General features: G+C 58.0%; 29 protein-coding genes and 1 riboswitch. Of the genes, 11 read left to right on the top strand and 18 right to left on the bottom strand.

All coding sequences use genetic code 11. The annotated features are described in order from the left end of the window. The first annotated feature begins 2 nt into the window (after positions 1-2). Both A6F69_RS00455 and A6F69_RS00460 read left to right on the top strand, forming a co-directional pair. Positions 3-1,091: a Zn-dependent alcohol dehydrogenase gene (locus A6F69_RS00455; RefSeq protein ID WP_067596454.1), complete on the top strand. Its 1,089-nt coding sequence runs from the start codon at positions 3-5 to the stop codon at positions 1,089-1,091. Then, the gene (locus tag A6F69_RS00460; RefSeq protein ID WP_245638255.1) at positions 1,091-2,185 is read left to right on the top strand and encodes a phosphotransferase family protein; all 1,095 of its coding nucleotides are present in this window, start codon (positions 1,091-1,093) and stop codon (positions 2,183-2,185) included. Before A6F69_RS00455 ends, A6F69_RS00460 begins: the two co-directional genes overlap by 1 nt. Positions 2,186-2,191: 6 nt before the next feature. On the opposite strand, the gene A6F69_RS00465 is transcribed toward A6F69_RS00460, so the two are convergent. Beyond that, positions 2,192-4,555 (bottom strand): S8 family peptidase, encoded by a 2,364-nt coding sequence (locus A6F69_RS00465; RefSeq protein WP_083984617.1) that lies wholly within the window; start codon positions 4,553-4,555, stop codon positions 2,192-2,194. Between the two features lie 148 nt (positions 4,556-4,703). On the opposite strand from A6F69_RS00465, the gene dapD reads away from it, so the two are divergent. Then, positions 4,704-5,543, top strand: coding sequence for a 2,3,4,5-tetrahydropyridine-2,6-dicarboxylate N-succinyltransferase (gene dapD / locus A6F69_RS00470; protein ID WP_067596455.1), 840 nt, complete (start codon positions 4,704-4,706; stop codon positions 5,541-5,543). Between the two features lie 87 nt (positions 5,544-5,630). Continuing rightward, a complete protein-coding gene (locus tag A6F69_RS13020) occupies positions 5,631-5,783 on the top strand; it encodes a hypothetical protein (RefSeq protein WP_157092813.1) in 153 nt (50 codons plus the stop codon). Between the two features lie 11 nt (positions 5,784-5,794). Here the strand turns inward: A6F69_RS13020 and A6F69_RS00475 are convergent, their stop codons facing one another. From A6F69_RS00475 to A6F69_RS00485, 3 genes are all read right to left on the bottom strand, one after another. Continuing rightward, a complete protein-coding gene (locus tag A6F69_RS00475) occupies positions 5,795-7,051 on the bottom strand; it encodes a dipeptidase (protein ID WP_067596456.1) in 1,257 nt (418 codons plus the stop codon). Between the two features lie 153 nt (positions 7,052-7,204). Beyond that, the gene (locus A6F69_RS00480; RefSeq protein WP_067596457.1) at positions 7,205-7,450 is read right to left on the bottom strand and encodes an SWIB/MDM2 domain-containing protein; all 246 of its coding nucleotides are present in this window, start codon (positions 7,448-7,450) and stop codon (positions 7,205-7,207) included. Between the two features lie 27 nt (positions 7,451-7,477). Then, the gene (locus A6F69_RS00485; RefSeq protein WP_067596458.1) at positions 7,478-8,071 is read right to left on the bottom strand and encodes a YbhB/YbcL family Raf kinase inhibitor-like protein; all 594 of its coding nucleotides are present in this window, start codon (positions 8,069-8,071) and stop codon (positions 7,478-7,480) included. A gap of 291 nt (positions 8,072-8,362) precedes the next feature. Here A6F69_RS00485 and A6F69_RS00490 point away from each other — a divergent pair, with 291 nt between their 5' ends. Continuing rightward, a complete protein-coding gene (locus A6F69_RS00490; RefSeq protein ID WP_067596459.1) occupies positions 8,363-9,796 on the top strand; it encodes a S41 family peptidase in 1,434 nt (477 codons plus the stop codon). A gap of 3 nt (positions 9,797-9,799) precedes the next feature. Then, complete coding sequence (locus A6F69_RS00495) at positions 9,800-10,132, top strand: Mpo1-like protein (RefSeq protein ID WP_067596460.1); 333 nt, start codon at positions 9,800-9,802, stop codon at positions 10,130-10,132. On the opposite strand, the gene A6F69_RS00500 is transcribed toward A6F69_RS00495, so the two are convergent. The 3 genes from A6F69_RS00500 to A6F69_RS00510 are packed head-to-tail and all read right to left on the bottom strand — an operon-like array spanning position 10,129 to position 11,386. After that, the gene (locus A6F69_RS00500; protein WP_067596461.1) at positions 10,129-10,536 is read right to left on the bottom strand and encodes a GFA family protein; all 408 of its coding nucleotides are present in this window, start codon (positions 10,534-10,536) and stop codon (positions 10,129-10,131) included. The genes A6F69_RS00495 and A6F69_RS00500 overlap by 4 nt on opposite strands. An 11-nt stretch (positions 10,537-10,547) precedes the next feature. Then, positions 10,548-10,937, bottom strand: coding sequence for a hypothetical protein (locus A6F69_RS00505; RefSeq protein WP_067596462.1), 390 nt, complete (start codon positions 10,935-10,937; stop codon positions 10,548-10,550). Between the two features lie 2 nt (positions 10,938-10,939). Then, on the bottom strand, positions 10,940-11,386 hold the full coding sequence (locus A6F69_RS00510) for a COG3650 family protein (protein ID WP_067596463.1): 447 nt from the start codon (positions 11,384-11,386) through the stop codon (positions 10,940-10,942). Between the two features lie 130 nt (positions 11,387-11,516). Here A6F69_RS00510 and A6F69_RS00515 point away from each other — a divergent pair, with 130 nt between their 5' ends. Together A6F69_RS00515 and A6F69_RS00520 are read left to right on the top strand one after the other, a co-directional pair. Continuing rightward, complete coding sequence (locus A6F69_RS00515; protein ID WP_067596464.1) at positions 11,517-12,755, top strand: FAD-binding domain-containing protein; 1,239 nt, start codon at positions 11,517-11,519, stop codon at positions 12,753-12,755. A 42-nt stretch (positions 12,756-12,797) separates the two neighbouring features. Continuing rightward, complete coding sequence (locus tag A6F69_RS00520) at positions 12,798-13,238, top strand: GFA family protein (protein ID WP_067596465.1); 441 nt, start codon at positions 12,798-12,800, stop codon at positions 13,236-13,238. 3 nt (positions 13,239-13,241) lie between these two features. Here A6F69_RS00520 and A6F69_RS00525 read toward each other — a convergent pair whose 3' ends face one another. Beyond that, the gene (locus tag A6F69_RS00525) at positions 13,242-13,586 is read right to left on the bottom strand and encodes an HPF/RaiA family ribosome-associated protein (protein ID WP_067596466.1); all 345 of its coding nucleotides are present in this window, start codon (positions 13,584-13,586) and stop codon (positions 13,242-13,244) included. Between the two features lie 165 nt (positions 13,587-13,751). Here A6F69_RS00525 and A6F69_RS00530 point away from each other — a divergent pair, with 165 nt between their 5' ends. Next, a complete protein-coding gene (locus A6F69_RS00530) occupies positions 13,752-14,153 on the top strand; it encodes a hypothetical protein (protein WP_067596467.1) in 402 nt (133 codons plus the stop codon). Between the two features lie 9 nt (positions 14,154-14,162). Here A6F69_RS00530 and A6F69_RS00535 read toward each other — a convergent pair whose 3' ends face one another. From A6F69_RS00535 to A6F69_RS00570, 8 genes are all read right to left on the bottom strand, one after another. Then, complete coding sequence (locus A6F69_RS00535; protein ID WP_067596468.1) at positions 14,163-14,375, bottom strand: hypothetical protein; 213 nt, start codon at positions 14,373-14,375, stop codon at positions 14,163-14,165. Between the two features lie 90 nt (positions 14,376-14,465). Next, positions 14,466-14,678 carry a cold-shock protein gene (locus tag A6F69_RS00540; protein WP_067596469.1) on the bottom strand — a complete coding sequence of 71 codons (213 nt, stop codon included), beginning with the start codon at positions 14,676-14,678 and terminating at the stop codon, positions 14,466-14,468. Positions 14,679-14,911: 233 nt separating this feature from the next. Then, positions 14,912-15,295 (bottom strand): EthD domain-containing protein, encoded by a 384-nt coding sequence (locus A6F69_RS00545; RefSeq protein WP_067596470.1) that lies wholly within the window; start codon positions 15,293-15,295, stop codon positions 14,912-14,914. Positions 15,296-15,327: 32 nt separating this feature from the next. Then, positions 15,328-15,957 (bottom strand): dioxygenase family protein, encoded by a 630-nt coding sequence (locus A6F69_RS00550; RefSeq protein ID WP_067596471.1) that lies wholly within the window; start codon positions 15,955-15,957, stop codon positions 15,328-15,330. A 107-nt stretch (positions 15,958-16,064) separates the two neighbouring features. Continuing rightward, positions 16,065-16,535 carry a RidA family protein gene (locus A6F69_RS00555; RefSeq protein WP_067596472.1) on the bottom strand — a complete coding sequence of 157 codons (471 nt, stop codon included), beginning with the start codon at positions 16,533-16,535 and terminating at the stop codon, positions 16,065-16,067. After that, positions 16,535-18,442, bottom strand: coding sequence for a phosphomethylpyrimidine synthase ThiC (gene thiC, locus A6F69_RS00560; RefSeq protein ID WP_067596473.1), 1,908 nt, complete (start codon positions 18,440-18,442; stop codon positions 16,535-16,537). Before thiC ends, A6F69_RS00555 begins: the two co-directional genes overlap by 1 nt. Before the next feature lie 35 nt (positions 18,443-18,477). After that, a riboswitch (TPP riboswitch) is annotated at positions 18,478-18,602 on the bottom strand. A 33-nt stretch (positions 18,603-18,635) separates the two neighbouring features. Continuing rightward, positions 18,636-19,037, bottom strand: a complete 402-nt coding sequence (locus A6F69_RS00565; protein WP_067596474.1) for a hypothetical protein — start codon at positions 19,035-19,037, stop codon at positions 18,636-18,638. Positions 19,038-19,065: 28 nt separating this feature from the next. Next, positions 19,066-20,622 carry a flavin-containing monooxygenase gene (locus A6F69_RS00570; RefSeq protein WP_144573558.1) on the bottom strand — a complete coding sequence of 519 codons (1,557 nt, stop codon included), beginning with the start codon at positions 20,620-20,622 and terminating at the stop codon, positions 19,066-19,068. A gap of 133 nt (positions 20,623-20,755) precedes the next feature. On the opposite strand from A6F69_RS00570, the gene A6F69_RS00575 reads away from it, so the two are divergent. Continuing rightward, on the top strand, positions 20,756-21,874 hold the full coding sequence (locus tag A6F69_RS00575) for an NAD(P)H-dependent flavin oxidoreductase (RefSeq protein ID WP_067596475.1): 1,119 nt from the start codon (positions 20,756-20,758) through the stop codon (positions 21,872-21,874). After that, on the top strand, positions 21,871-23,196 hold the full coding sequence (locus tag A6F69_RS00580) for a flavin-containing monooxygenase (protein WP_067596476.1): 1,326 nt from the start codon (positions 21,871-21,873) through the stop codon (positions 23,194-23,196). The genes A6F69_RS00575 and A6F69_RS00580 overlap by 4 nt, the downstream gene beginning before the upstream one ends. Before the next feature lie 32 nt (positions 23,197-23,228). On the opposite strand, the gene A6F69_RS00585 is transcribed toward A6F69_RS00580, so the two are convergent. Further along, a complete protein-coding gene (locus A6F69_RS00585) occupies positions 23,229-24,173 on the bottom strand; it encodes an MBL fold metallo-hydrolase (RefSeq protein WP_067596477.1) in 945 nt (314 codons plus the stop codon). Further along, entirely contained in the window at positions 24,170-25,447 is a 1,278-nt protein-coding gene (locus A6F69_RS00590) for a metal-dependent hydrolase family protein (RefSeq protein ID WP_067596478.1), read from the bottom strand. Before A6F69_RS00590 ends, A6F69_RS00585 begins: the two co-directional genes overlap by 4 nt. Between the last annotated feature and the right edge of the window lie 127 nt (positions 25,448-25,574).

Genomic DNA, 25,574 nt, shown 5'->3' on the forward strand with positions numbered 1-25,574 from the left:
ACATGGCGAAAGCTGCAATCCTGGAAACACCGGGTGAAGGACTGGTGATCGGCGACGTTGAACTCGCCGATCCGGCGCCGCACGAAGTGCTGATCGACACCAAGGCCTGCGGGCTTTGCCACTCGGACTTGCACTTCATCGACGGAGCTTACCCGCACCCGCTTCCGGCCATTCCGGGCCACGAGGCTGCTGGCGTCGTCCGCGCTGTGGGCAGTGAAGTGCGCAGTGTGAAGCCGGGAGACCACGTCGTCTCCTGCCTCAGTGCATTCTGCGGTCAGTGCGAATTCTGCGTGACGGGACGGATGGCGCTATGCCTTGGTGCCAACACTCGGCGTGGGCCCGATGGCGCTCCGCGTATCAGCCGCGCAGACGGTTCGCCGGTGAACCAGATGCTCAATCTCTCAGCCTTCAGCGAACAAATGCTGATCCACGAGAACGCCTGCGTGTCCATCGACAAGGATATGCCATTGGACCGGGCCGCTGTGATCGGCTGCGCTGTCACAACCGGCGCGGGCACAATCTTCAACGCGGCCAATGTCACCCCGGGTGAGACTGTGCTGGTGGTTGGTTGCGGCGGGGTTGGTCTTGCCGCCATCAACGCTGCCAAGATTGCTGGCGCAGGCAAAGTGATCGCAGCTGATCCGTTGCCTGAAAAGCGCGAGCTGGCGAAAGTCCTGGGCGCGACGCACACGGTCGATGCATTGGCTGACGATGTCGTGAAGCAGATCATGGATATCTCTGGCGGCGGCGTGCACTACGGCATCGAAGCGGTTGGCCGTCAGGCTTCAGCTGACTTGGCGGTCGCTTCGCTGCGGCGCGGCGGCACGGCGATCATACTCGGCATGATGCCGTTGGATTGCAAAGTGGGCCTGGGCGCAATGGATTTGCTCAGCGGCAAGAAGCTGCAAGGCGCGATCATGGGCGAGAACCACTTCCCCGTGGACCTGCCCCGTCTGGTGGATTTCTACATGCGCGGGCTGCTCGATCTCGACACAATCATTGCCGAACGCATTCCGCTTGAAGACATCAACAAGGGCTTCGACAAGATGCGCGAGGGGCATTCGGCACGCAGCGTGGTGGTGTTTGACTGATGGCTGACAACAAGGGCGGTATGCCGGATATCGATTTCGACAAGGAAATGGTCGGCACGATTGAAGTGCCTGAAGCTGATCAGCTCGATCTTGAGAAGCTGTCTCAATGGTTCGAAGCCAATGTGGAAGGCTATGCCGGCCCGATCAGCTATACCAAGTTCAAAGGCGGGCAATCCAATCCGACTTACCGGATCGATACGCCGGGTGCGTCCTATGTGCTGCGCAGGCAACCTTTCGGCAAGCTACTTCCCAGTGCGCATGCGGTAGATCGCGAGTACAAGGCGATGACGGGGCTTTATCCCACTGGATTCCCTGTGCCGCGTACCTTTGGTTTGTGCGAAGACACAGATGTAATCGGCTCAAAATTCTTCGTCATGAGCATGGCGGATGGGCGCAGCCTATGGAACGGAGCGTTGCCGAACTGCTCAAAAGAAGAACGGCGCGAGATTTATCATTCGCTGATCGACACCATGGCGGATCTGCACACCAAGGTGCCGGACGAAATCGGCTTGGGTGACTACGGCAAGCCGACCGATTATTGCGCGCGCCAGATCAGCCGCTGGACCAAGCAATACAAGCTGTCCGAAACCGAACATCAGCCGAAAATGGAGCGGCTGATCGCATGGCTGCCAGAGACCATCCCACCGCAGCATAACTCCAGCGTGGTCCACGGCGATTACCGATTGGACAATGTGATATTTCACAAGACAGAAAACCGCGTGATCGCAGTTCTGGATTGGGAGCTGTCGACGCTGGGCGATCCGATCGCAGATTTCAGCTATCTGATGCTCAACTGGTATAATCCCGCCGATGGACGCGCAGGATTGGAAGGGCTTGATCTGGAAGAGCTTGGCATACCTTCGGTGCAGGAAGCGGTTGATCGCTATGTCGCGCGCACCGGCTATCCGGTTCCGCCGATGGACTGGTATTTCGGATACAACCTGTTCCGGCTGGCCGGCATTATGCAAGGCATCAAGAAGCGCGTGATCGATGGAACGGCTTCGTCAGCGCATGCCAAGTCCATGAGCGAACGGGTTACTCCGCTGATTGAACGCGCATATGACTTTGCGCGCGCCGCCGGAATGCCTGAATAGCGCGGCTTAGAAGTCGGCAGAGAAGCTGATCATCGCGCCGATATCGCTTTGGCTGTTGGCGTAGTGACCCGGCTCGTGGCGATAGAACACGCTGGCTCCGCCCACGCCCAACAGCAGAGGTAATTGCCAGGACATCTCGCCAACCAGTTCGCGCCCATCGGGAGCCAGCGATAAAGGCTGAATCGAATATCCTGCCGTCTCAGTCGTATAGTCGAAACTCGACGGCAGATTGAGCCGCAATCCGCCAACTTCCACACGCAATGGCTGGCTGATACGCAGCCCCAAAGTATCGCCATGCATCAGCGCCGACGCACGCGACACATCCAGGGCCCAGGCATTGCTGATAAACTGTGATCCACCCGCAATCACATCACCGCGTGCAGCACGAGTCAAACCGACGCGGGCTTCACCACCAAATTCCCAACCGCTACCAGGGTGCCACCGCAAACTGCCATCAGTAAACAACGTATCCGCACCATTGCGGCCAATCGCAGGGTGAAGCTGCGCGCCCAGAATACTGCGCTCCTCATGCATCCAGCGCATTCCGAGTGTGCCGACAAGAGCGCCGAAGCGGCGATCTGCAGAGATGCCAATCGTCCGCACCCGAAAACGATTCTTTTCGCCATAGAAAAGCTCATCGAAGCGTTGTGTATAGCTAAGCCGTGCATCGCTCTCTTCGGCATGGAATGTCAGGCCCCAGCTGCCCAGATCCTGGCGCAATGCAAGCGAGCTACCGACAACGGCAAAAAATCCGGAGTCACCGCTCGTGCCCGGCGCAATCCGAAACGCTGGCTTCGAATGCCCCTGCAGTTGTGCAACCAAACCCTCAGCGCTCTGCGCAAACGCGAGGCCCAGTTGCAGGTCAGGCGAAATCCTTGTCGCGACGCGCGCAGCCAGAACGCGCGCGCGTTCGGCATCATCCGAGCTCAATCGCAGCGAGCCGCTCCAACCAAGAGTTCCTGCACGCGCACCGTCGCCGACATGGAATGCCAGACTTGTGTCGGTCAGGCTGAGGGAGAGTCGCCGCCCGTTCTGCTCAACCGCACCGCGCAAACGCGGCATCACACTTGACCCGTCAAAGCCAGAGCTGAGCTCATATCCATAAGCTCTGTTGTATTTGTCCGTGACAATTGTTTGCAGACCTTGCGAGCCCAAGGCGTCACCCATCGCAGGCGACGCCACTGCGATCCGGTCCGACAGCGGCAATCGCGTTGTGCCGCCCGCCAGAGTCGTCGTGCCCGCCGGCTGAAATGCGGCTGCAATATCAAGGATGCCGCGTCCAAAGATTGCGTCAGTCCCGCTGGCGCCTGCATCTGCGGCGCTCTCGAGCAAGATTTCGACAATCTCCTGCCCGGTCAGATTGGGAAAAGCTTGAGCGAGCAGCGCGGCAGCGCCGGCCACTTGAGGGGCTGAGAAGCTGGTGCCGGAAAAGACCGTGACGAATTCCTGCCCGTTGATTGTCTCGACGAACAGTTCACCCTGATCATAGACACAGCAGACCTGCTCTCCCCGTGCGGTCAGGTAGAACTGGCTTTCATTGCCTGCCTGATTGCTGAACCCAGAGAAATTGCCATCTGCATCGACAGATCCGACAATGATGACATTGTCTCCGCCTGCCTGCCTGATGCTGCTGGCGAACGGATCAGGCTGTTCAGCCGGGATGTTCGGATCGCTGCCATCGCCGGAATTGCCGGCCGCCACTACCACGACCACACCAGCTGCGGACGCACGGGCCACGGCATCCAGAAGTACCTGAGATGCGCCACCGCCTCCCAAACTCAGGTTTACTACCTTCGCGCCAGAGCTGACCGCGAGATCAACGCCCGCCGCGATATCGGTATCTGCAAAGAGACAGCTAAGCGAAGCGTCCTGAGGTGTATCATTACCGCACGAGCCAGGCTGATCGGCACGTATGGCCAACACTTGCGCATCAAACGCAATGCCCAGCACACCGGTATCGTTGCGCGCAGCCGCCGCAACCAAGGCGACATTCGTGCCGTGATCATCTTCGCCGTCGATCCCGCGATTCCCGACGACATCGGCTGAATCGGGATGAATCCGTCCGGCAAATTCGGGACTGTCGCTATCGATACCGGTGTCGACAATCGCGATGATCGAACCATCGCCTGTGAAACCGTCCTCCCATGCGGCAATCGCGCCGTGTTGTTCCGGCCCGTCCGAAAAACGGAACTCTTCAGTATCGAAATTGGTTGGTGGCGGGGTGGGCGTGGGTGTTAGAGTGGGTGTCGGGCGCGGTGTGCTAACCGGGGCCGCACCACTGCCCCCACCGCACCCCGCAAGCAAAGTCAGCGCTGATGCCGCGCCAAGCAAGCGGGCGGTGAATCGGGGAAGCGGGGGTAGTCTTTCCATAGCGCGACCAGTCCTAAATGCCCCCGGCTAAAGACTATGCGCAAGAGCAGGGTTAGCGCGCAAGCAAGAAATTCTCGGCACACCTACCCTTGCCGCTGGCAGCCCACGAGGCTAGCAGCGCTTCAATCGATTTAGCCGGAGCCTCGCCATGAGTAATGATCTCGTCACAGCAATCGAAGCAGCTTGGGAACGCCGCGCGGACATCACCCCCGCCGATCAGGACGTTCGCGGTGTAGTAGATGAAGCAATTGCCTTGCTTGATAGCGGTGAAGCACGTGTTGCGGAGCCCGACGAAAATGGCGGCTGGAAGGTCAATCAATGGCTAAAGAAGGCGGTTCTGCTGTCTTTTCGCGTCCACAACAACCGCATCATCGAACACGGTTCGGCTGGCGCGGCAGCTTATGACAAGGTTCCCAGCAAGTTCTCCGGATGGGGCGACAATCGCTTCAGCGAAGCCGGGTTCCGTGTTGTTCCGGGCGCGATTGTCCGCCGCGGCAGCCATATTGGCAAAGGCGTGGTGCTGATGCCCAGTTTCGTGAATATCGGTGCCTTCGTCGATGAAGGTGCCATGATCGACACATGGGCAACTGTCGGCTCTTGCGCACAGATCGGCAAGAATGTGCACATCTCGGGCGGCGCGGGAATTGGCGGCGTGCTGGAGCCGCTTCAGGCTGAACCCGTCATTATCGGCGATGGCGCCTTCATTGGCGCGCGGGCCGAAGTGGCCGAGGGGGTTCGTGTAGGCGAAGGCGCGGTGCTGTCGATGGGGGTCTATCTTGGCGCCTCGACCAAAATTGTCGACCGAGCCACAGGCGAGATCCATATGGGCGAAGTGCCGCCCTATGCCGTGGTGGTTCCAGGCTCGCTACCTGGCAAACCGCTACCAGACGGCACTCCTGGCCCATCGCTGTATTGCGCAGTCATTGTGAAGACCGTTGATGCAAAGACCCGCGCAAAGACCGGGATCAACGATCTGTTGCGCGATTGATCTTTTGAACGCGAAGACGCAGAACGGAACAAAGCTTCGATCTGACCATTGATCGAATGCAGCGCCAAAACGCGGGAAGGAAATCACATGGAAGAGAAAGACGAAGCGATCCACATCGAAGACGATGATGCGCGCGCAGCGGTATCCAACACAAATCTTCGCTGGGTGTTGGCCATAGGTCTTTTACTCGCCGTTATCCTGATGAGTGCTGTCTGGATTGTTCCCGCGATCTGGGGCTAAGCACGCGCGCTTCAATCAATTAGCGTTTCTATCGGTAGTTCATCCACTTGGCTGGCGGCAAAGCTCTCGGCCGCTCTTAGCGCGCGCATAGCGTTGCGCATGGAGATCTTCTCAAGATCTGCCTGGCTATAGCCGCGCCGCGCCAACTCGGTGAACAGCGCTGGATACCCGGTTACATCTTCCAGTCCGGGAGGGGCAAACGGAATTCCGTCGTAGTCACCGCCAATTCCGATATGATCGATCCCTGCAACCACCCTCACGTGGTCGATGTGATCGGCCACTTCACGGATCGACGATTGCGGGAGCGGATTGGCATCATCCCAGAGCCGCATGCCCTGAGCGACCTTTTCAGGTTGTCCTTGCCACAGCGCTTTCAGCCTCGCCTCTTCAGCATCGCGATTGGCGTTCCATTGGCGCGCCGGCTCACTCAGGAATCCAGGCACGAATGTGATCATCACTACGCCGCCATTCGATCGCAGCCTCTGAAGCACGCTGTCAGGCACATTGCGCGCATGACCGTTCAGCGCTCTGGCGCTTGAATGGCTGAAAATTACCGGTGCCTGCGCGACATCCAGAACATCATGCATGACCTTCTCGCTGACATGGCTCAGGTCCACCTGCATGCCGATGCGGTTCATTTCGCGAATGATATCGCGCCCGAAGTCAGTGAGACCATTGTGCTCTGGTGCATCTGTCGCGCTGTCCGCCCATGGCACGTTACGCGAATGGGTGAGAGTCATATAACGCGCGCCCAAATCATACATTTGCCGCAGCACTGCCAGACTAGATCCGATCGAATGGCCGCCTTCCATGCCCATCAAAGAGGCGATCTTGCCATCGGCGAGCGCTGCCTCGATTTCATCCGCGGTAAGCGCGAGTTGGAGATCGTCAGAATTGGCGGCAATCAAGCGCTTGGCCACATCGATCTGCTCAATCGTCATCTGTACCGCCTCAGGCTCCTCGAGAGAGGCGGGAACATAGACGGACCAATATTGCGTGCCGACCTTGCCAGCGCGCAGGCGAGCGATATCAGTGTGCATAGCGCTGCGCGGCGGCTGCTCCTGCGCGGTGTCGGTCGTGTCGTGAAAGTCGAAATCATTGATCTGGTTCGCGAAACGGCTGCGAAGCTGGATCGGGACATCGTTATGGCCATCCATGATCGGCGCAGCTTCTAGCGCCGCGGCCGCAGTCTCTTCCGCTGATTGCGCAAATGCTACGCCGGGCAAGCTCAACAGAGCCACAGCAGCGATCATGGATAAGGATCTCATCGAATTCTCTCCGGAAACGGGTGGATTGTCTGCCCGCGGTATTAGGGCACACATACATGCCATTGCCAGCACTTATGCATCAGATTTTGGTCAGGCACGAAAAAGGCGGCGCCACCCAATCCGGGCCGCGCCGCCTTATCCGTTTCCAGTTTCTTAGCTGAGGTGCTTCGAAACCGCTGCTGTCATCTTGAACATAGAGATCTGGGCATTGCCGATCACAGCGCCAAGCTTCGCATCAGGATTGATCTGACGCTTGTCCTTGCTGTCCTGAAGGCCATTTGCCTTGATATACTCCCACACTTTCGAAGTTACTTGAGCGCGGGTCATCGGACCTTTGCCAATGACGCTCTCAAGATCAGCCGACAATGTGACGGGCTTTTGAAGCGCGTTTCCAGCCATAATTAATTCCTTTCCATAAGATGGCCGTTACAATTCGAATTCGTCATCATCCCAGTCCTCCTCGTCCTCCTGCGACCGGGTATATTGGGCAACCAGCGCAGAGCTGGCGACGACTTGCCCATCCATTGCTGCGAGCAGGTCCTCCCGCGAAGCCCCTGGCATCAGGGTCAGCGGCAGTTCGAGCGCAAACAACTGGAATACGAAATGATGGGTTTCGCCGTCTGGAAGATCGGGCAAAAGCCATTCTGAATTGCCAAGCGAGTTCTTGCCGGTGCGTGGGGGCACTTCACCTTCAAGCAGCATGCCTTTTTGTGCAGCAAGGCCCCAAACCAGCCAGTGGCAACGCGGTTCAGCACCATCGGTTGACGCGTCTTCGACAATCGCAACCATCTCCATCGCCCCCGGCGGCGGTGCGGACCATTCAAGCGGAGGTGCGACCGCATCCTCTTCGTCGGCAGTGAAGCACGGGTCGAGTTCCGCGCCTGCCTCAAAAGCCGGGCTCGTCAACTTGAACCCGCCGCGCCCGAAATTGCGTTCGCTGCCAAGCTTCGCAATCGCGAGCCCCGCATGGCGGGCGGCAGGAGGCAACGCAGAATTCAACCAGGCAGGCACTTCAGACACGAAATCGAACTTCCCTCTTTAGAATGTTGTCAGCAAAACTAGGCCCTTCACGAGGGCATGACGAGGCGGGAGGCGCGAAAATGGGCCTATTTTGCCCCGTAATCTGTGGGTAATTCGGGTTTGACACGGGATTTTCCATCCCGAGACGAGAATTTCATTACGCCGCGCTTTGCAGAACTTAGGGATTGCCCTTGGTGAACACAGCCGTCATTCTGTTTGTTCACCCCCTCAACAGGCGCGGCTTTCTATGATCGGTCGCCTGTTTGCAGCAAGATATCGAGAGGACTGGATATGGGTATTGGTCGCGTAACCCTGACTACAGCACTGGCATTGGCCTTGGCCGCTTGTGGTGGAGGCGGCGGTGATAGTGGCCCGGGCCCAATTGCGGGCGGGGGTGGAGGCGGTGGAACGCCAACTCCTGCGCAATGCTCGGTGCGTGATCGTCAGGATTGGTCGTTGGCGGTGCTGAACGAATGGTACCTTTTCCCTGACCTTATCGACACGTCAGTCAATCCAAACAGCTTCGCCACCGTTCAGGACTATCTCGATGCACTGGTCGCCCCCGCCCGTGCCGAGGACAAGGACCGCGGTTTCACATTCATTACTTCGATTGAAGAAGAAAATGCACTGATCAATTCCGGCTCCAGCGCGGGCTTTGGCGTCCGCTTGGGCTATGACACAGTCAACAACCGCGTGTTTGTGATCGAAGCCTATGAAGGAGCGCCAGGCCTGGCTGCAGGGCTCGATCGCGGGACCGAATTGCTTGAAATCGGGACCAGCAGCACAAATACGCAAAGCGTGTCTTCATTGATGGCATCTGGCGGCCCCGGCGCTGTTATTGATGCGCTTGGTCCGTCGGATCCCGGCGTCACTCGCTACATTGGTTTCCGGACTGCGACCGGCGTGAGCGGCGCTGAAAGTATCGTAAAGGCCGACTATGCGCTGGACCCGGTATCAGATCGTTATGGCGTTCGTATCATCAATGATGGGGGCAAGTTAGTCGGCTATCTCAATCTGCGCACATTCATTGTTGGCGCAGCCGATCAGGATCTGCGTGATGCCTTCCAGACATTCAAAGATCAGGGGGTGACCGAGCTTATCATTGACTTTCGCTACAATGGCGGCGGTCTGGTGCGTATCGCGGACCTGATGGGTGACTTGATGGGCGGCGGTAACGTTGGCCAGATATGGTCAAAGACCATCCTGCGCGATTCCAAATCAAGCGAGAATGAAACCACCAATATCGCCAGCGCCGCTCAATCCATCGCTCCAACCAAGATTGCTTTCATTGGTCGTGGCGGCACAGCTTCGGCCAGCGAGTTGGTGATCAACTCTATGTTACCCTATCTGGGCAACAATGTAGCGCTTATCGGAACCAACACTTTCGGCAAGCCTGTGGGTCAGTTCGGCTTCGATCGCGATGTTTGCGATGACCGGCTTCGTGCAGTCACTTTCAAGACTGTTAATGCCAATGACGAAGGCGAGTATTTCAGCGGACTGGCTGGTGTTGTCCCCAATACCTGTCGCGCCAATGATGACATTTTCACTCAGCTGGGTGACCCGTCTGAAGCATCGATCGCGACTGCGCTGGATTTCCTGGCCGGGCGCAGTTGTACTGCGATTTCAGGCGGTGAATTGCGGACAGCGCAAAGCGCGGGTGGGCAGCAGCTGCTGCAGCCCGATCGACCAAACGCCGCACAATATCAAATTCCGGGACTGTTTTAGAATATGAACCTAGCTTACACCACGTTCGCAGAATTCTGGCCATTCTATCTTCGGGAGCACAGCAAACCTGCGACCCGGGCCCTGCACTATATCGGTACATCGCTGGTCGTCGCGATCGCAGGATATGCCGTGCTGATGGGGCATTGGGCGCTGCTTTTCGCCTTACCGGTCGCAGGCTATTTCTTCGCCTGGCTTGCGCATTTCACGATTGAGAAAAATCGCCCTGCCACATTCACCTATCCGCTTTGGTCGCTGATCGCGGATTTCCGCATGTGTTGGTTGTGGCTATCTGGTGGCCTCAAAGCAGAATTGGATCGGGCCGGCGTCGACAACTAAAGCGCGTCTGGGACTGTTTCGAAGCCCGGAATATCTCCCAGTTCGACCCAATCCTGTTTGCTTTTGGTATAACAATGGAAAGCCGGCTTCAGGCTGCTTGTATCATCCAGCGTGCCCGCCTTGATGAACATCACGCCCGGCGGGTGTTCTACAAGTGTGAAGACTGGTGATCCGCAATCGCCACAAAACTGACGCCGCACCGTTGCGCCGCTGTCACCTTTGTCATTGTATGTCTTGACCTCGCCTTCGACGGTTACGGAGCCTTCCGGAACACCCACAATAATCGATAAGGCGCTGCCAGCCTGACGCTGGCAATTCTTGCAATGACAGGTCACGCACATCAGTGGATCTGTTGTCAATTCATAGCGTATATTTCCGCACAGACACCCACCGGTCAGACCCATGGCGATTCTCCCTATTCCTGTGTGATCGAGGCGCTGGCTGCATCCTCGACTTCGCTGCGGGTCAGCAGAAATATCAAGAAGCCGAAGGCGAACAGTAGATCCAGCGCGAGCACAATGGCGGTTGTGCCGTAACTCTCATCATCTAGCCCGGCCGCGACCATCAGTGCGACAACAGCAACCTTGCCGAATACACCGGCCCATAAAACACTGGCATAGCGGTTGGGATCGCGCGCTGTGACCGCGTAGATAATCCCGAAGGCGAAGACCAAGACTGCAACAAGGCGCGTGTCCACAGTCGGGGTAGGCCCAAGCATCGCCGCGGCGCCAATCGCAAAGTTAAAGATGGCGGCCAACCAGAAGAACCAAACCCAACCGCGCCCTGCATCATTATTACCTGACATGTTTATCCTTCCGTTTCCTCACCCGAGTATGGCTGGCTTTCGGTGTAGGCACAGCCGTTGAGCTGAGTTTCTCCCAACGTCAGCGTCACAGTGAACGGATAGCTGCGGTCGCTCATTGTGTCTGAACATTCACCAGGCGTGACAGCCATGTGAAGTGGCGCTCCTGCCAACTCGCCGGAGATTCCAAGCCCGCCATTGCCTGCGAAGCGCTTCACCGCGACTACATCTCCCGCCATATTCTCAGGCGTTGTATAGGTCAGTTTTTCAGTTTCAATCTTTGCGCTCCAGAACGGCTCATTACCCAAAGCATTGATGGTTTCACCATCTGCAATGCCATCAAATGTTTCTACATCGCCGGGCGCGTCTTCTGCACCCCCAAAGCAGGCATACAAACCGAGTGATACTGCGGCAGACAATGCCAATCGCTTGGCAAACTCTTTGCCTATCATTGATCAATTCCCCCTTCCGACCAATCTACTTGATAACCGCGGGGTTGCCCCCTGTCACCTCCTGCATTCAGTTTGAAAACAGCCAATCGGTAATTTGGAACTCGCCCGCGGCACACCCGTTGAACCCGCAATGGAATGGCCCGCTGATCGAAACGCTGCGCTCGCTCGTCTGGCGCAATTCGCGCCGCAAATGGGGCGCCGCTACTCCAATAGACGCAATCATGACGAAGGTCTGACGCGAAACAACGTATCGCAGCTCTCACCATGCCTACATGCAGGTGTCGTGAGCGAAGCCGAAGTCCTCGAATCTGCACTGGGCCATCACGGCCCAGAGGCGGCAGACAAATTCATCGCTGAGGTATTCTGGCGCATCTACTTCAAGGGCTATCTGGAACAGCGGCTCAGCATCTGGAAGGCATATTGCAAACAGCGCGATCTTTCTTTCGCCGAGTTGGAAACCAACAAAGGTCTTCGCGCCGCATACGATAAGGCAGTCACCGGAAGCACCGGCATTGCCGCTTTCGATCACTGGGCGCGGGAACTGGCGACGACCGGATATTTGCACAATCACGCGCGGATGTGGTTCGCGAGTATCTGGATCTTCACCTTGAAGCTGGATTGGGCGCTGGGCGCGGACTTTTTTCTGCAGCACCTGCTGGATGGTGACGCGGCATCCAACACGCTGAGCTGGCGTTGGGTTGGCGGGCTACATACCAAAGGCAAGATCTATCTCGCCCGACCTGACAATATCGAGCGCTACACGCAGGATCATCCCGATGGCCCACTTCAAACAGAGAGGCTGGCAACCGAGGCATCGCCTTTGGAAGAACTGGAGGACCACCCCCGCCAACTGCTAAATCTGCCTGCCCCCGCTGAATCGCTCGAGCGCCCCTTCGCGCTGCTGCTGCATGACCATGGGGCCAGCCACGTGCCGCTCCATTTGCCAGAAGCGCCATCGGTTGTGATTTCTGCCGCACGGCCAGAGGCTCGGACGCCGGTGGCTTGCGGAGGGTTGACCGCAACTTTCGCACGCGATGTGGCGCGCAAAGGCGGGAAGGATGCAGCCAAGGCGTTTGGCTGTAATCACAAAGAATGGAACGAAGGCAATTCGCTGTCTGGCATCCTTAAGGAAACGGGCCTTCAACATGTCGTTACGCCATATCTGACCGCCGGTTGGACCCGCGACGCACTTTGGCCTGAGCTTATGCAACTGGACGAGCAAGGCCACTTGACTCAGCTTGTTTCTGAACTTGATCGCGTCACATGGCCCCACGCCAAAGCCGGGTTCTTCGGGGTGAAAAAGATCATGCATAAGGCGATGCGGGAGGCTGGCGTCGCGCCGCGGCAGATGGAACTTTTCGACGCTTGATCAATAGGCTACGCTTCCTTCCAACAGGAAGGAACGCACACCATGTCCGACACCCCCGAACAGATCACAGGCCACTGCCTGTGTGGCGCAGTCACCGTCACCGCTACTCCTGCAAAGCCGCATCTTGAGGCGTGTCATTGCGAGATGTGCCGCCGTTGGTGCGGCAGCGCCTATCTGGCTGTGCAGAGCGATACCGCTCCGCAATTCACGGGCGAGGAGCATATCACCCGCTTCAAATCGTCAAACTGGGCGGAGCGCGGCTTCTGCAGTAAATGCGGCAGCAATCTGTTTTACTGTTTCACACCCACGGGCAGCTATTCCTTCCTTGCGGGCTTGTTTGACGATCTGGGCGACAGAGTCCTGGCGGAAGAGATATTTGTCGATGAGCAGCCCGATTATTATGCCTTCGTGCAAGAGACTACCCGCAAGACAGGGCCGGAGCTGATTGCAGAAGCGAAGGAAGCGGGCTTTACCTTCGACTGATCCTTACATCACTTTGTCAGGGCGTGGATCGTGCTTGTGGCGCGATTCCTTGCCAAAGTGACGGTCCAGCCGCTCAAACAGGATATTTCCCGCTTTGCGCGCCGCATCGTCTACTTTGGCCGCATGCGCGGTGACGCCCAGCGGTTTGCCGCCGCGCGGACGCGCTTCGATCGTGCATGTCTTGTCATCAGCTCCATGCTTATGCGCATTCTCGTCTGACACGTGCACTTCTATTCGAGTGAGGCGTTCCTCATAGCGCGCAAGACGATGACGAAGCTGCGCCTCAATCCGTTCGGCGACGTTTTCCGTGCCCATAACACTGCTGTCGGAATTGAACTGGAACTGCATGGATCTATGCTCCTCTCGTTTTCTCTTTTCTCCCTCTCAAGATGGGGATTTCCGCGAGAGTTTCCAGCAGAATCGGACTCGAATCCATGGTGATAGAGACGTCACTCGATTGCGCGTTTACGCCCCGCTGGCTAATGCGCTCAGATGCAGAGAGGAATAAGTGCAATGATCAATAATTTGCCGGACACATTGCTGCGTTACCGCGTGATCGTGGGGCTATTAGCGCTGCTGGTCTGCGCCGCAACCTGGACGCTAGACCTAACGCAAATGGTCTATGAATGCCCGTTCTGCCGCGCGCAGCGCACCGTGATCGGACTGCTGGGCCTGATCATCCTGCTGCCATGGTACCGCCATTGGCTAAGCCGCTATCTCGCCGCGATCTTCGGCGTGTTCGGCCTGGTCGTGGGATCGATGCAGCATTTCAGAGGATGGGCGCGGATCAGCGCGGGCGAGTTTGAATGGGGCGAGCAGTGGTATATCAATCCATGGCTGCTTTCCGGTTGCGCGATCTTCATCATCATGGCACTGCTGCTGCTGATTTGGCGGGACAGCCCGGCGGCTGATTAGAAAAGTCGATTAATTTTCCAGCGCCTCGGCAGCGCGCCGCTCTTCGCGTTCTTTTTCAGCCTTGGCGCGATCAGTCGCGACCTTCTGGGCTTGCGCGGCCAAGCCGCGCCATGTTTTCTCTGCGCGTAGTTCACGCTCGCGCACATTCTCAAGATCGGCTGCCCTAGCTCTTTCCGCAGCTTCCTCAGCACGTGCGTGATAGAATTCAAATGTCTGGGCCATGGATGCCTCCTTTGGCAATCTGGAAAGTGTGTTGGGGGGGCGATTGCGCGGAGGTGAGCGTTGCCCGCCCCCGCACCGGATCGCAAATAATCAGTCGGCAGCCGACAGGTTTACGGCGCTTTCCTTGCCATTGCGGCCCATTTCCACGTCGTAGTTAAGGCGCTGGTCCTTATCGAGCGTGGTCATTCCGCCTGCCTGTACAGCAGAGATATGAACGAAGCTGTCATTTGAACCATCGTCAGGCTGGATAAAGCCATAGCCCTTGTCGGTGTTGAAGAATTTTACGGTGCCAGTCTTTGACATGTGTGCGTTCCTTTCAAGAACGTAAGTGTTGCCCGCGAGGCAGGATGCCACGCAGGTCGTGCGTCAATCGTTCAGATGAAAGGAAGTCGTCGTCCGGTTAACGCCGGGGCCCGAAGGGGCAAGCGGCGGATCGCAAATTTCAAGTTCCGTCGCAAATTCCGACGTAAGCGAGTGCGTATTAGCAGGGAAATACCTAAATACCTAATTATTACCGCAGCGCGCAACTTTTGGAGCTAGCTCGCAATCACCTCGTTCGCCTGAGTGATGAAGGATCGGCTGCGCGCAAAGTCGATGAAATTGGCTTCGTCTTCGAACAGGATGCGCGCATGTTTCTGCCCCTCTTCCGTGGCGACGGCGGCGGCGACGGCTTCTTCGCTATCGAACCATAGCTCTGCCACACCGTCAAAATCCTCGCCATCTCCGTAAGGGATGCCACGCCCTTCATTGTTGGCCGCGCCGATGGGGCTGTCGATTGTATGCTGCTGGATATAGCGGCGGATGCCCAGCGCCTCTCGCGCGGCGGCAACCAGCGGGGCATGCATGCCGCGCCAGTATTCCTGAAACTCCGCGCGGCTAAGCGAGGGCAAACGGTGCAGACAATATGTGAGTTTGATCATGGTGTTTCACCTCAGGTTGAGAGCTGACCCGATCAGGGGTCAGCCAGCACGATGTCCCAGTGATAGGCGGCCTGATCGGTCTTGTGCGCGATCAGCTTTGCCGCGCCATCGCCCAGCCGCGTGATGCCGCGATCGTTTTCCTTTCGCCCCTCTTCCTCAGGGAAATACATCTGCGTGATCAGCCGGGTGTGCAGACCCTGAACATCGAAGTGGATGTGCCGGGGCCGCCCGCCATATAGGCCTGGGCGGACCGTGGTGATGCGCCATTCGCCGTCGCGGTCCGTGCGCAGATCGGCGAACCCCTGAAAATGCGGATCAAGCGGCGCTTCGTTATTGCCATCATTGGCGTGGGCATAGCGGCCGTGCGTATTTGACTGCCACAGCTCGACCTTTGCATTGGAAATCGGGTTGCCCATCCGGTCAAGCACGCGGCCGAACACTTCGATCACTTCACCCGCCGCGCGCGCATCATGCCCGTCCAGCCGGGTCAGGTCAGCATCCGCCTCGCCCATGCGAGAGACGGGATAGAATGGGCCGAGCTGTTGCGGCGGAGTCAGCCGGCTGAGCCATTCAGGCCGTGCCTGCGCGGCCAGTTTCGTTGCGCCTGCTGCTGTCAGCAAAGCGCCAGCCGCAAAGGCGCGGCGTGTCATCGGGTTGGTCATTGTCCCCACTCTCCCGTTTCATGCGCGCCCCGCGGGTGATGATAGAGGGTTAGGAGATCATGGCAAGGTGGGTTGAGTGGAGAAGCTGGTTCCGGAGGGCTAACTCCTCACCCCTTAGCGGCCCAGCATTCCAGTTCGACCTTAGCGCCCAGCGCTAGGCCATTCGTGCCGAAGGCCGAGCGTGCAGGGTAGCGGCCTTCCTTGAAATACTCGGCGTAGATCGCGTTGAAGGCGGGCCATTCGCTCATGTCCTCCAGCATCACAGTGCATTTAAACACATCGTCAAACACCAGGTCATGCTTGGCGAGCCGCGCTTCCATCCGCTGGAAAATGCGTCGCGTCTCGGCCTCGATACCGCCCGGCACCACGCCGGTACCCGCATCATTCGCGCCGATATCGCTCGAGAGATAAAGCACGCCATCCACTTCAACCGCATCGGAAAAAGGATAGGGCAATTCAGACGCGTGATAGACCGCGCCCTTGCTGCTTTGCGCGTTCACTTCCTCCCCTTCCTGCTTGATCGAGCAGCCGCTGACCGCAAAGCCGACTGCCAGAGCCGCCAGCCCCAGCCGGCGCATCAGGCTTCGCCTTCCGGCAAATACAGTTTCTGGCCCATATCCTTATATTTCTCTGCCATCTCGGCCATGCCTTTCAGCGCAGCCTGCTTGCTCGCCTCTGCAGCCTCTGCGCCCGACTGACCGCTTTCCAAGAAGCTATCCGCGCCCTGATTCTGCTTGCCAGCAAAATCGCGCACTTCCTGGCTGATCTTCATGCTGCAGAATTTCGGCCCGCACATCGAACAGAAATGCGCGGTCTTCGCGCCCTCTGCGGGCAGCGTCTGGTCGTGGTAATCCTCCGCCGTATCGGGATCGAGCGACAGGTTGAACTGGTCGCGCCAGCGGAATTCAAACCGCGCTTTTGACAGGGCATCGTCGCGAACCTTTGCCGCCGGATGCCCCTTTGCCAGGTCCGCAGCGTGCGCGGCGAGCTTATACGTCACAACGCCAACCTTCACATCGTCCCGGTCAGGCAGGCCAAGGTGTTCCTTCGGCGTGACGTAGCAAAGCATCGCGGTACCGTACCAGCCGATCTGCGCAGCGCCGATGCCGCTGGTGATGTGGTCATACCCGGGCGCGATGTCGGTCACCAATGGCCCAAGCGTGTAGAAGGGCGCTTCGCCGCACACCTCCAGCTGCTTGTCCATATTCTCCTTGATCTTGTGCATGGGCACGTGGCCCGGCCCTTCGATCATGACCTGCACGTCTTCCTTCCACGCGCGGTGGGTCAGCTCGCCCAGTGTGTAGAGCTCTGCAAATTGCGCCTCGTCATTGGCGTCCGCGATTGAGCCGGGGCGCAAGCCGTCGCCCAGCGAATAGGCGATGTCATAGGCCTTCATGATCTCCGTGATTTCGTCGAAGTGCTCGTAGAGGAAGCTCTCTTTGTGGTGCGCGAGGCACCATTTCGCCATGATCGAGCCGCCGCGGCTGACGATGCCGGTCACGCGGTTGGCGGCGAGCGGCACGTAGGGCAGGCGCACCCCGGCGTGGATGGTGAAATAGTCGACGCCTTGCTCTGCCTGCTCGATCAGCGTGTCCCGGAAGATTTCCCACGTCAGTTCCTCGGCGATGCCGCCGACTTTCTCCAGCGCCTGATAGATCGGGACGGTGCCGATGGGGACGGGGCTGTTGCGCAGGATCCATTCGCGCGTGTCGTGGATGTTACGGCCTGTCGAAAGGTCCATCACCGTGTCCGCGCCCCAGCGGATTGACCAGACCATCTTGTCGACTTCGCTCGCAACGTCTGAAGCGACGGCGGAATTGCCGATATTCGCGTTGATCTTGACCAGGAAGTTGCGCCCGATCGCCATCGGTTCGGTTTCAGGGTGGTTGATGTTGTTGGGGATGATCGCACGCCCGCGAGCGACTTCATCGCGGACAAATTCCGGCGTGATGAGGTCCGGGATCGAAGCGCCCCAGCTTTGCGCGCCTTCACGGTTGCTCGCGATCAGCTCCCTCGCCATTTCGCGGCCCAGATTCTCACGCTCCGCGACATATTCCATCTCAGGCGTGATGATGCCTTGTCGGGCATAGTGCATCTGGCTGACGTTCGCGCCTGCCTTTGCGCGAAGTGGCCGCTTCACCACATTGGGGAAGGCTGGCACACCGCCGGAGCGGTCCGGCCCCAGTTGGCCATTGTCTTCCGGCTTCACTTCGCGTGCGTCATATTCTTCGACATCGCCGCGCGCCATGATCCATTCGCGGCGCAGCGCAGGCAGGCCCGCATTGATGTCAATATTGGCTTCAGGATCTGTGTAGGGGCCGGAGGTGTCATAGACCCGAACCGGCGCCTCATCGCCCTCAAGGTCGATCTCCCGCATCGCCACGCGAATGCCGGAACCGGTGCGCGCGCCAACGTGGATCTTGCGGCTGCCGCGAATGGGCCCTGTGGTAACGCCAATTTCGATGGGGCTGTTGATGTCGGCCATGCGAAGTCTCTCCTAACAGCGGGAGAGCGGATTTCTGGCAAGCACCGCTCCACTCCCTCCGCTGATGTTAATCAGTTCAGGTTCAACGGGTCGGGCGCTGCGACACGCCCCTCTCAGCCATTGTCCGAATGCAGACTCGCTGGCTCCCCGGGGATGGATTTCGTTCTAGTCTGATTTCCCTGGCAGGTCTAGCTCACGTGAAGCGCAAAATGCCGGCAGCGGCAACGGCAATTCCGATAAGCAATGTGATGATCGGCCACCCGCGCCGCATTGCAGCAAGGTTTTTCAGCCAAGTCTGGAAGTAAAGGTCGGATATCGCCATCACTACCAGCGCTTCAGCCATCATCAGCCCGCCGATGGACTTCATCACCATCGACAGCAGATCGGTCGAGTCCCATGGACTCAACAAGTAGATCACCGCACCGATGAAAAGCTCCACAAAACCGCACAGCAATTGCAACGCTGGCGATGCTTCGATCTCATCGACCATCTTGCCCCAGATGCCCGGCTGGCGCAGCGCGCCGATCGCTACAGCAATCGCGAATGCCCCGAGCAAAGTCGCACTCCAGGCCACCAAGTCCAGCGTTGTATCCATTACCAGCTACCTCCCTCTCAGCTCCGTGTCATTCGGCTAGTTCCAGGTCCGCATCCTGCGCCGTTTCCTTGTGCAGGCCGGTGTAAACAAACTCCGTACTGTCGAGATCGATATTGGGTATCTCGTCTTTCTCGCGCCAGTAATCCTGATTGTGCCTCCACTCGGGTTTGTCGCCACGCTTGGGGAGTTTATCGAGCCCGCGCATAAGGTAACCGGGATTGAAATTATCAGACTCGATCCACGGATGGAGCTCCATCCCTTCATCCTCCGGCCGCAAAGCAACTTCCACCCGTGCAGCATGTTTCTCATCCATGTGATTGAGCAGGCCGCACACGAAATCGCCCAGCATGTCGACCCGCAAGGTCCAGCTGGCCCGGAAATAGCCGAATACCCACGCCATATTGGGTACGCCGGTGAACATCATCCCGCGATAGGTCACAGTGTCGTTCCAGTTCACTTGCTCACCGTCGATGAAGAAGGGAATGTTGCCCATGACGGAGAGATGGAATCCCGTGGCCGCGACGATCAAATCGGCTTCAATCTCTTCGCCTGAGGCAGTTCGCACGCCGTTGTGTGTGAAGCAGTCGATCGTATCGGTCACGACGGTGAGCTTGCCGTCTACAGAAGCGCGGAACACATCGCCGTCAGGGCAGAACGCCAAGCGTTGCTGCCAGGGGCGGTACTTCGGCGTGAAATGCGGTTCGAATTCGAAATCGGGCTTGCCAGTAAAGGCGCGGATCAACTCGCGCAATTCTTCCACCACGACGTCCGGCTCTTCGATACAGCGCTTTGTCAGTACATCCTGATCATGCATGATCTGCGCACGAACCACGCGGTGAATGGTTGGCTCGTCAATCCCCACTTCGCGCAGCCGGTCCGCCAGCTCGTTCTTGTTCTCACTACAAAAGAAGTAAGTGGGAGAGCGCTGTAACATTGTGACATGCGCCGCCTTCTCAGCAAATTCTGGCACCACTGTCGCAGCCGTTGCGCCAGAACCGATCACCATTACCCGTTTGCCCGTATAATCATAATCCGGGTTCCACAGCTGGGCATGAACGAAATCGCCCTTGAAATCTGACAGGCCTCTCTCGTTCCATTCAGCCGGGATGTAAGGCGTTTCGTGATCGTAATAGCCCTGACACATCCAGAGGAAATGGCAGGTGAATGCGCGTGAAGCGCCGTCGGCCAAACGCTCAGCTTCGACGGTCCACAAGTTGTTCTCACGCGAAAACGAACAGCGAGTGATCCGGTGGCCATAGAGGATGTGATCGCCGATCCCGTGCTCCTCGATCACTTCGCCCATGTATTTCAGAATCTCGTCCGCGCTGGCGATAGGCGGGCCGATCCACGGCTTGAAGCGATAACCGAATGTGTAAAGGTCGCTGTCAGAGCGAACGCCGGGATATTTGTGCGTTTCCCACGTGCCGCCAAACGTGTCCTTCATCTCAAGGATCGCATAGGTCTTCCCCGGACATTGCTCTTGCAGATGATAGGCAGAACCTATGCCTGAAATCCCCGCCCCCGCAATCAGCACATCCACATGCTGCGGGATGGCATCCGGCCCGATACGTTCCATCGCATTCATCGCATACACTCCTCTCATGCTGCAATCTGGTGCCAATGCAGCAATCCTTCATTGATCGAGATCAATTCTATCAGGTCACGCTTGCGACACGTGGCGCTAGAGCTAAAAATGATCGCAAAGGGGAGAGATACGAATGCCGTTCCGGATGACAGATATGGTGGGATGCGAATTCCCGCTGTTTGCCTTTTCGCATTGCCGTGATGTGGTTGCCGCCGTCAGCCGCGCAGGTGGCTTTGGCGTGCTTGGTGCGGTCAGCTTTACCCCTGAACAGCTGGAAACCGAACTCAAGTGGATCGACGACAATATCGACGGCAAGCCGTATGGCGTAGATGTCCTGATCCCTGAAGTGCAGGCCGTCGATCACTCGGTCACAGCTGACGAGGTGGTCGCAGCAATCCCACAGCAGTATCGCGACTTCACGCGCCAGATCCTGCGTGAGGCCGGGCTGGATGAAAGCGGAGCAAACCCGCTTGGCGGTTCGCAACAGCCCAATACCTCGCTTGGGCAGGAATTGCTTGAAGTCAGCTTCAACCACCCCGTGCGGCTTATCGCCAATGCGTTGGGAACGGCGCCGCCGCAAATGATCGAGGCAGGCAAGAGGCACGGCATTCCTGTCGCGGCATTGGTCGGCGCAAAGGAACACGCAATGAAGCAGATTGAGGCAGGCGTTGACATTATCGTCGCTCAAGGAGGCGAAGGCGGCGGGCATTGCGGCGAAGTCAGCACGATCGTGCTGATCCCAGAAGTGTTGCAAGCGATCGAAGAGGCGGGCGCAGATATCCCCGTGCTCGCCGCTGGCGGCATCATGAACGGCAAACAGATGGCGGGCATGATGGCGATGGGCGCAGCGGGTGCATGGTGCGGCAGTGTTTGGCTGGCGACGTCAGAAGCAGAAACGCACGAAGTGTTCCGCGAGAAGATGGTTCAGGCGACCAGCCGCGACACGATCCGTTCAAAGCATCGCACCGGCAAATACTCGCGGCAATTGCGCAGCGGTTGGCACGCCATGTGGGAAGAGGCCGGCCTGCCCGCACTGCCGATGCCGCTGATGATGCTGCTATCGGAGCCTGCGCTCCGCACCATCGACAAGGCAGCCGTGAGCGGCAATACCAAGGCGCAAGAGCTGTGTTCCTACTTTGTCGGGCAAGGCGTGGGGTTGGTTCGCGAAGTCACCTCCGCTGGCCAAGTGGTGCAGGACTTCAAACAGGATTTCGCCGCTGGGTATGAGACCTTGGCCGGAGCGCTCGAATGAACGGATTGCCCAAGGTTTGCATAATCGGCGCAGGCTGTAGCGGTTTCACCACTGCCAAGCGGCTCAAGGATTACGGCATACCCTTCGACGTGTTCGAGGCGTCCGACGACATCGGCGGCACCTGGTATTACGACAATCCCAACGGCATGTCGGCTTGCTACAAAAGCTTGCACATCGACACGTCGAAATGGCGGCTGGCCTTCGAAGATTTTCCGGTGCCCGATGACTGGCCGGACTATCCGCATCACGCGCAGCTGCTGAAGTACTTCCACGATTACGTCGATCATTTCGGCTTGCGCGATCACATTGCATTCAACACGCGCTTAGAGAAGGCGCAGCGGCGCGAAGGTGGCGGCTGGGACGTTACTCTCTCAACCGGTGAAACACGGCAGTATGATGCCTTGGCGGTTGCAAACGGCCACCATTGGGCTGCACGAATTCCGGACTATCCAGGTGAATTTAACGGCGAGCAGTTTCATTCGCATAGCTATCGCAGCCCGTTCGAACCCGCTGATTGTGTTGGTAAGCGTGTGCTGGTGGTCGGCATGGGCAATTCCGCGATGGACATAGCCAGCGAGCTGTCGCAGCGCCCAATTTCCGAGCGGCTGTTTGTCTCGGCGCGGCGCGGTGTGTGGGTACTGCCCAAATATTACAACGGTCAGCCGCTCGACAAGAATCCGGCTCCTGCGTGGATGCCGAAGTCGGTGCGCCAATGGCTAGGCACACGGTTCATCAAGAAGCTGGTCGGCAAGATGAGCGACTACGGCTTGCCCGACCCCGAAATCGGTCCGTTTGAGAGCCACGCGACAGTTTCAGGAGAGTTCCTGCTGCGCGCGGGCTCTGGCGACATTGCGATGAAACCGGGGATCGAGCGGCTCGACGGCGATGGGGTAATCTTTACCGACGGCTCGCGCGAACAGGTGGATGTGATCATCTGGGCCACAGGCTATGACATCAAATTCCCGTTTTTTGACGATCCTCAGTTCACGGCTGACAGCGACAATCGTCCGCCTCCTCTGTTCAAGCGGATCATGAAGCCTGATGTGCCAGACCTGTTTTACATGGGGCTTGCTCAGCCGCTGCCAACGCTGGTCAACTTTGCCGAACAGCAGTCAAAGCTGGTCGCAGCCTATCTTGCCGGAGAATATGCCCCGCCTTCAGCAACTGATATGCAGGACATCATCAACGCTGATGAAGCCTATCACACCGGCCATTACTATGCGTCGCGCAGGCACACGATCCAGCTCGACTTTGATCATTACGTGCGCGACCTGCTCAAGGAAATCGAGCGCGGGAAGCGCAAGCGTCAAGCTGCGGCCTAGCTGAGCGACTCCGGCCGGAGACTCCGGCCACCCTAGTCAAGACAAATGCGGTCACCGCGCCGCGCGATGTTAAAACCGCGCGCTAGCACCTGCTCGCTCTCAACACTGTCAGGATCACGGATCGGATTGGTGTGATTGTAATGGATGAAGTGCACCTTAGCGCGCTCGGATTCGGCGAGGTGTTCCAGAATATCCATCGTCTGGGCTACTCGCGGATGCGGAATTTCGGACATGTCACGTCCGGTAAGTTCGTTGTTGTCCCAGAAAGTTGCGTCCACAAAAAGATGATCGAAGATTGCCACTTGCTCAACCAACGACTTCCCGATCAAGGTCTCCCACTCCTCCCAGCTATCGAGGTCTGGCAGATACAAGACCCGGCGTGTTGGCGTCATCGCGATCCAGCCCACCGTTTCGGAGAACTCGTCCCGGTGCGGAACGGGCAATGCAATTGCGACCAGATCGGGCGACACTGTTACCGCATGAAGAGTATCTCCGCCTCCAAGCTCGACTAGCTCGATATTCTTTAGCTCTACCAGCTGGCTCCACGGGCCATTCGTCCGAAGAAATTCGGCCATGCGCGGCATAGCATAAACGGAAACCTTGCTCGCATTGGCAGCCTCGCGGCCCAGATAAGCGAGCCCTAGATAGTGCCCGATATGCGCGTGAGTTAGGAAAATACCATCGACACCAAGACCGCTATTGGGAGGCTCGATCTGGTCGAGCAGGGCCAACTGCTCGGTGATCGCGGGGCTCGCATCGAACAGGTATCGCCTCCCCTCCCTACGATCAATCAGCGCCAGCGAGCTTGGGAGCAGGCGTGGCCCGTCATCATCCGCATTGCCAATCTGCGGAGCGCCGGCATCCTGCCCCGCGCCCAGCACCACCAGCTCTCGCTGACAGATGCTGGCGTCTCCTTGCGCGGTGGCTGAGCTTGCGAGCGCCACCCAGGCAGTGCTCGCTAATACACTGCGGATCATTCGACTACGCGCCCGCGAACCATCACCCAATCGACGTCTTCCAGCACGGTCACATCATCTAGCGGATTGCCTTTCACTGCAATGATATCAGCAGAGAAGCCCGGGGCGATGCGACCGATTTCGTTCTCCAGGCCAAGCACTTCGGCAGCAACCGTAGTCGCACTGGCGAACGCCTCTTTGTCGCTCATACCACCTTTGCGCATCAAGCCGAACTCGCGCGCGTTCTGTCCGTGGGGAAACACGCCAGCGTCCGTTCCGAAGGCCATTTTCACGTCGTACATGATCGCACGTTCGACAATGCTCTCCGCATAGGCAGAAACCGCCCGCACCTTTTCCTCTACAACAGGGGTATAAATGCCCTTGCCAAGCCGCTCCTTGATGCCCTGGAATGCCATCAATGTCGGGATCAGGATCGTGCCATTTTCTCGCATCGCCTTGGCTGCATCTTCGTCAATATATGTGCCGTGCTCGATCGTCTGGACACCGGCCCGCGCCGCAGCCTCGATCCCGCGCGCGCCATGAGCGTGCGAGGCGACATTCAGCCCGAGCGAATTGGCAGTATCTACCATCGCGCGCATTTCTTCATCGGTGAAGTGTGCTTCCAGTCCGCGCCCTTGTTGAGACAGGACGCCACCGGTCGCAGGAAATTTGATCAGGTCCGCCCCGTATTTGGAGGCCATCCGAACCTTCTCCGCACATTCAACGGGACCGGTGCAGGTAAAACCTGGATCCAGAGCATCGGCGACGTGTTTGTGAAAGCCGTTATTCTGCTGCCCGTGTCCACCGACTATCGAAATCGTTCGCGCAGAAGTTACGATACGCGGACCAGGCACAACGCCTTCTGCGGTAGCGCGACGAAGCGATTGCGTAACCTGATCGGTGCGTGAACCCAGATCGCGAACTGTCGTAAAACCGGCCAGCGCGGTGATACGCGCGTTTTTGGCCGCAACCAGAGTATACCATTCGGCAGGATTTACAGTGACATCACGAAAGTCGCTGCCGGTTTCGCCTGACAAATGAGTATGCAAGTCAATCAGGCCAGGGATCACGACGTGTTCATCAAGGTGGATCATCGTTGCACCCTCAGGGGTGGGCGCAAAACCTTCCTCGATGCTGACGATCTTGCCATCAGTTACCGTGATTGTTGCAGGGCCGCTGGGGCTACTCTCCGCATCAGTCAGCACCGAACCTGCATGAATAATGGTCGTATCTGCCGCCGCCTGACTCGCCGCGATAGCGGCCAGCGCAGCTATCAGTCCCTTAATCGCTCGCATATTTCTCTCCTTTTCGGATCTTTGATGCGCGCTACTCTTTGTCGTGACAAGAGCGGATCTGACTCAGCTTTCGTTGAAATTCCCCACGCAGGCGCTATCACGCGCGCAACAGTCAAACACGAGAGGA

The sequence above is a fragment of the Altererythrobacter ishigakiensis genome (genome assembly GCF_001663155.1).
Lineage (GTDB): Bacteria > Pseudomonadota > Alphaproteobacteria > Sphingomonadales > Sphingomonadaceae > Erythrobacter > Erythrobacter ishigakiensis.

What these genes read in the sequence shown, in the direction of transcription:
- A6F69_RS00455 (WP_067596454.1), top strand. Translation starts at nt 3, where the DNA reads ATGGCGAAAGCTGCAATCCTGGAAACACCGGGTGAAGGACTGGTGATC.
- A6F69_RS00460 (WP_245638255.1), top strand. Translation starts at nt 1,091, where the DNA reads ATGGCTGACAACAAGGGCGGTATGCCGGATATCGATTTCGACAAGGAA.
- A6F69_RS00465 (WP_083984617.1), bottom strand. Translation starts at nt 4,555, where the DNA reads ATGGAAAGACTACCCCCGCTTCCCCGATTCACCGCCCGCTTGCTTGGC.
- dapD (WP_067596455.1), top strand. Translation starts at nt 4,704, where the DNA reads ATGAGTAATGATCTCGTCACAGCAATCGAAGCAGCTTGGGAACGCCGC.
- A6F69_RS13020 (WP_157092813.1), top strand. Translation starts at nt 5,631, where the DNA reads ATGGAAGAGAAAGACGAAGCGATCCACATCGAAGACGATGATGCGCGC.
- A6F69_RS00475 (WP_067596456.1), bottom strand. Translation starts at nt 7,051, where the DNA reads ATGAGATCCTTATCCATGATCGCTGCTGTGGCTCTGTTGAGCTTGCCC.
- A6F69_RS00480 (WP_067596457.1), bottom strand. Translation starts at nt 7,450, where the DNA reads ATGGCTGGAAACGCGCTTCAAAAGCCCGTCACATTGTCGGCTGATCTT.
- A6F69_RS00490 (WP_067596459.1), top strand. Translation starts at nt 8,363, where the DNA reads ATGGGTATTGGTCGCGTAACCCTGACTACAGCACTGGCATTGGCCTTG.
- A6F69_RS00495 (WP_067596460.1), top strand. Translation starts at nt 9,800, where the DNA reads ATGAACCTAGCTTACACCACGTTCGCAGAATTCTGGCCATTCTATCTT.
- A6F69_RS00500 (WP_067596461.1), bottom strand. Translation starts at nt 10,536, where the DNA reads ATGGGTCTGACCGGTGGGTGTCTGTGCGGAAATATACGCTATGAATTG.
- A6F69_RS00505 (WP_067596462.1), bottom strand. Translation starts at nt 10,937, where the DNA reads ATGTCAGGTAATAATGATGCAGGGCGCGGTTGGGTTTGGTTCTTCTGG.
- A6F69_RS00510 (WP_067596463.1), bottom strand. Translation starts at nt 11,386, where the DNA reads ATGATAGGCAAAGAGTTTGCCAAGCGATTGGCATTGTCTGCCGCAGTA.
- A6F69_RS00515 (WP_067596464.1), top strand. Translation starts at nt 11,517, where the DNA reads ATGGAATGGCCCGCTGATCGAAACGCTGCGCTCGCTCGTCTGGCGCAA.
- A6F69_RS00520 (WP_067596465.1), top strand. Translation starts at nt 12,798, where the DNA reads ATGTCCGACACCCCCGAACAGATCACAGGCCACTGCCTGTGTGGCGCA.
- A6F69_RS00525 (WP_067596466.1), bottom strand. Translation starts at nt 13,586, where the DNA reads ATGCAGTTCCAGTTCAATTCCGACAGCAGTGTTATGGGCACGGAAAAC.
- A6F69_RS00530 (WP_067596467.1), top strand. Translation starts at nt 13,752, where the DNA reads ATGATCAATAATTTGCCGGACACATTGCTGCGTTACCGCGTGATCGTG.
- A6F69_RS00535 (WP_067596468.1), bottom strand. Translation starts at nt 14,375, where the DNA reads ATGGCCCAGACATTTGAATTCTATCACGCACGTGCTGAGGAAGCTGCG.
- A6F69_RS00540 (WP_067596469.1), bottom strand. Translation starts at nt 14,678, where the DNA reads ATGTCAAAGACTGGCACCGTAAAATTCTTCAACACCGACAAGGGCTAT.
- A6F69_RS00545 (WP_067596470.1), bottom strand. Translation starts at nt 15,295, where the DNA reads ATGATCAAACTCACATATTGTCTGCACCGTTTGCCCTCGCTTAGCCGC.
- A6F69_RS00550 (WP_067596471.1), bottom strand. Translation starts at nt 15,957, where the DNA reads ATGACCAACCCGATGACACGCCGCGCCTTTGCGGCTGGCGCTTTGCTG.
- A6F69_RS00555 (WP_067596472.1), bottom strand. Translation starts at nt 16,535, where the DNA reads ATGCGCCGGCTGGGGCTGGCGGCTCTGGCAGTCGGCTTTGCGGTCAGC.
- thiC (WP_067596473.1), bottom strand. Translation starts at nt 18,442, where the DNA reads ATGGCCGACATCAACAGCCCCATCGAAATTGGCGTTACCACAGGGCCC.
- A6F69_RS00565 (WP_067596474.1), bottom strand. Translation starts at nt 19,037, where the DNA reads ATGGATACAACGCTGGACTTGGTGGCCTGGAGTGCGACTTTGCTCGGG.
- A6F69_RS00570 (WP_144573558.1), bottom strand. Translation starts at nt 20,622, where the DNA reads ATGAATGCGATGGAACGTATCGGGCCGGATGCCATCCCGCAGCATGTG.
- A6F69_RS00575 (WP_067596475.1), top strand. Translation starts at nt 20,756, where the DNA reads ATGCCGTTCCGGATGACAGATATGGTGGGATGCGAATTCCCGCTGTTT.
- A6F69_RS00580 (WP_067596476.1), top strand. Translation starts at nt 21,871, where the DNA reads ATGAACGGATTGCCCAAGGTTTGCATAATCGGCGCAGGCTGTAGCGGT.
- A6F69_RS00585 (WP_067596477.1), bottom strand. Translation starts at nt 24,173, where the DNA reads ATGATCCGCAGTGTATTAGCGAGCACTGCCTGGGTGGCGCTCGCAAGC.
- A6F69_RS00590 (WP_067596478.1), bottom strand. Translation starts at nt 25,447, where the DNA reads ATGCGAGCGATTAAGGGACTGATAGCTGCGCTGGCCGCTATCGCGGCG.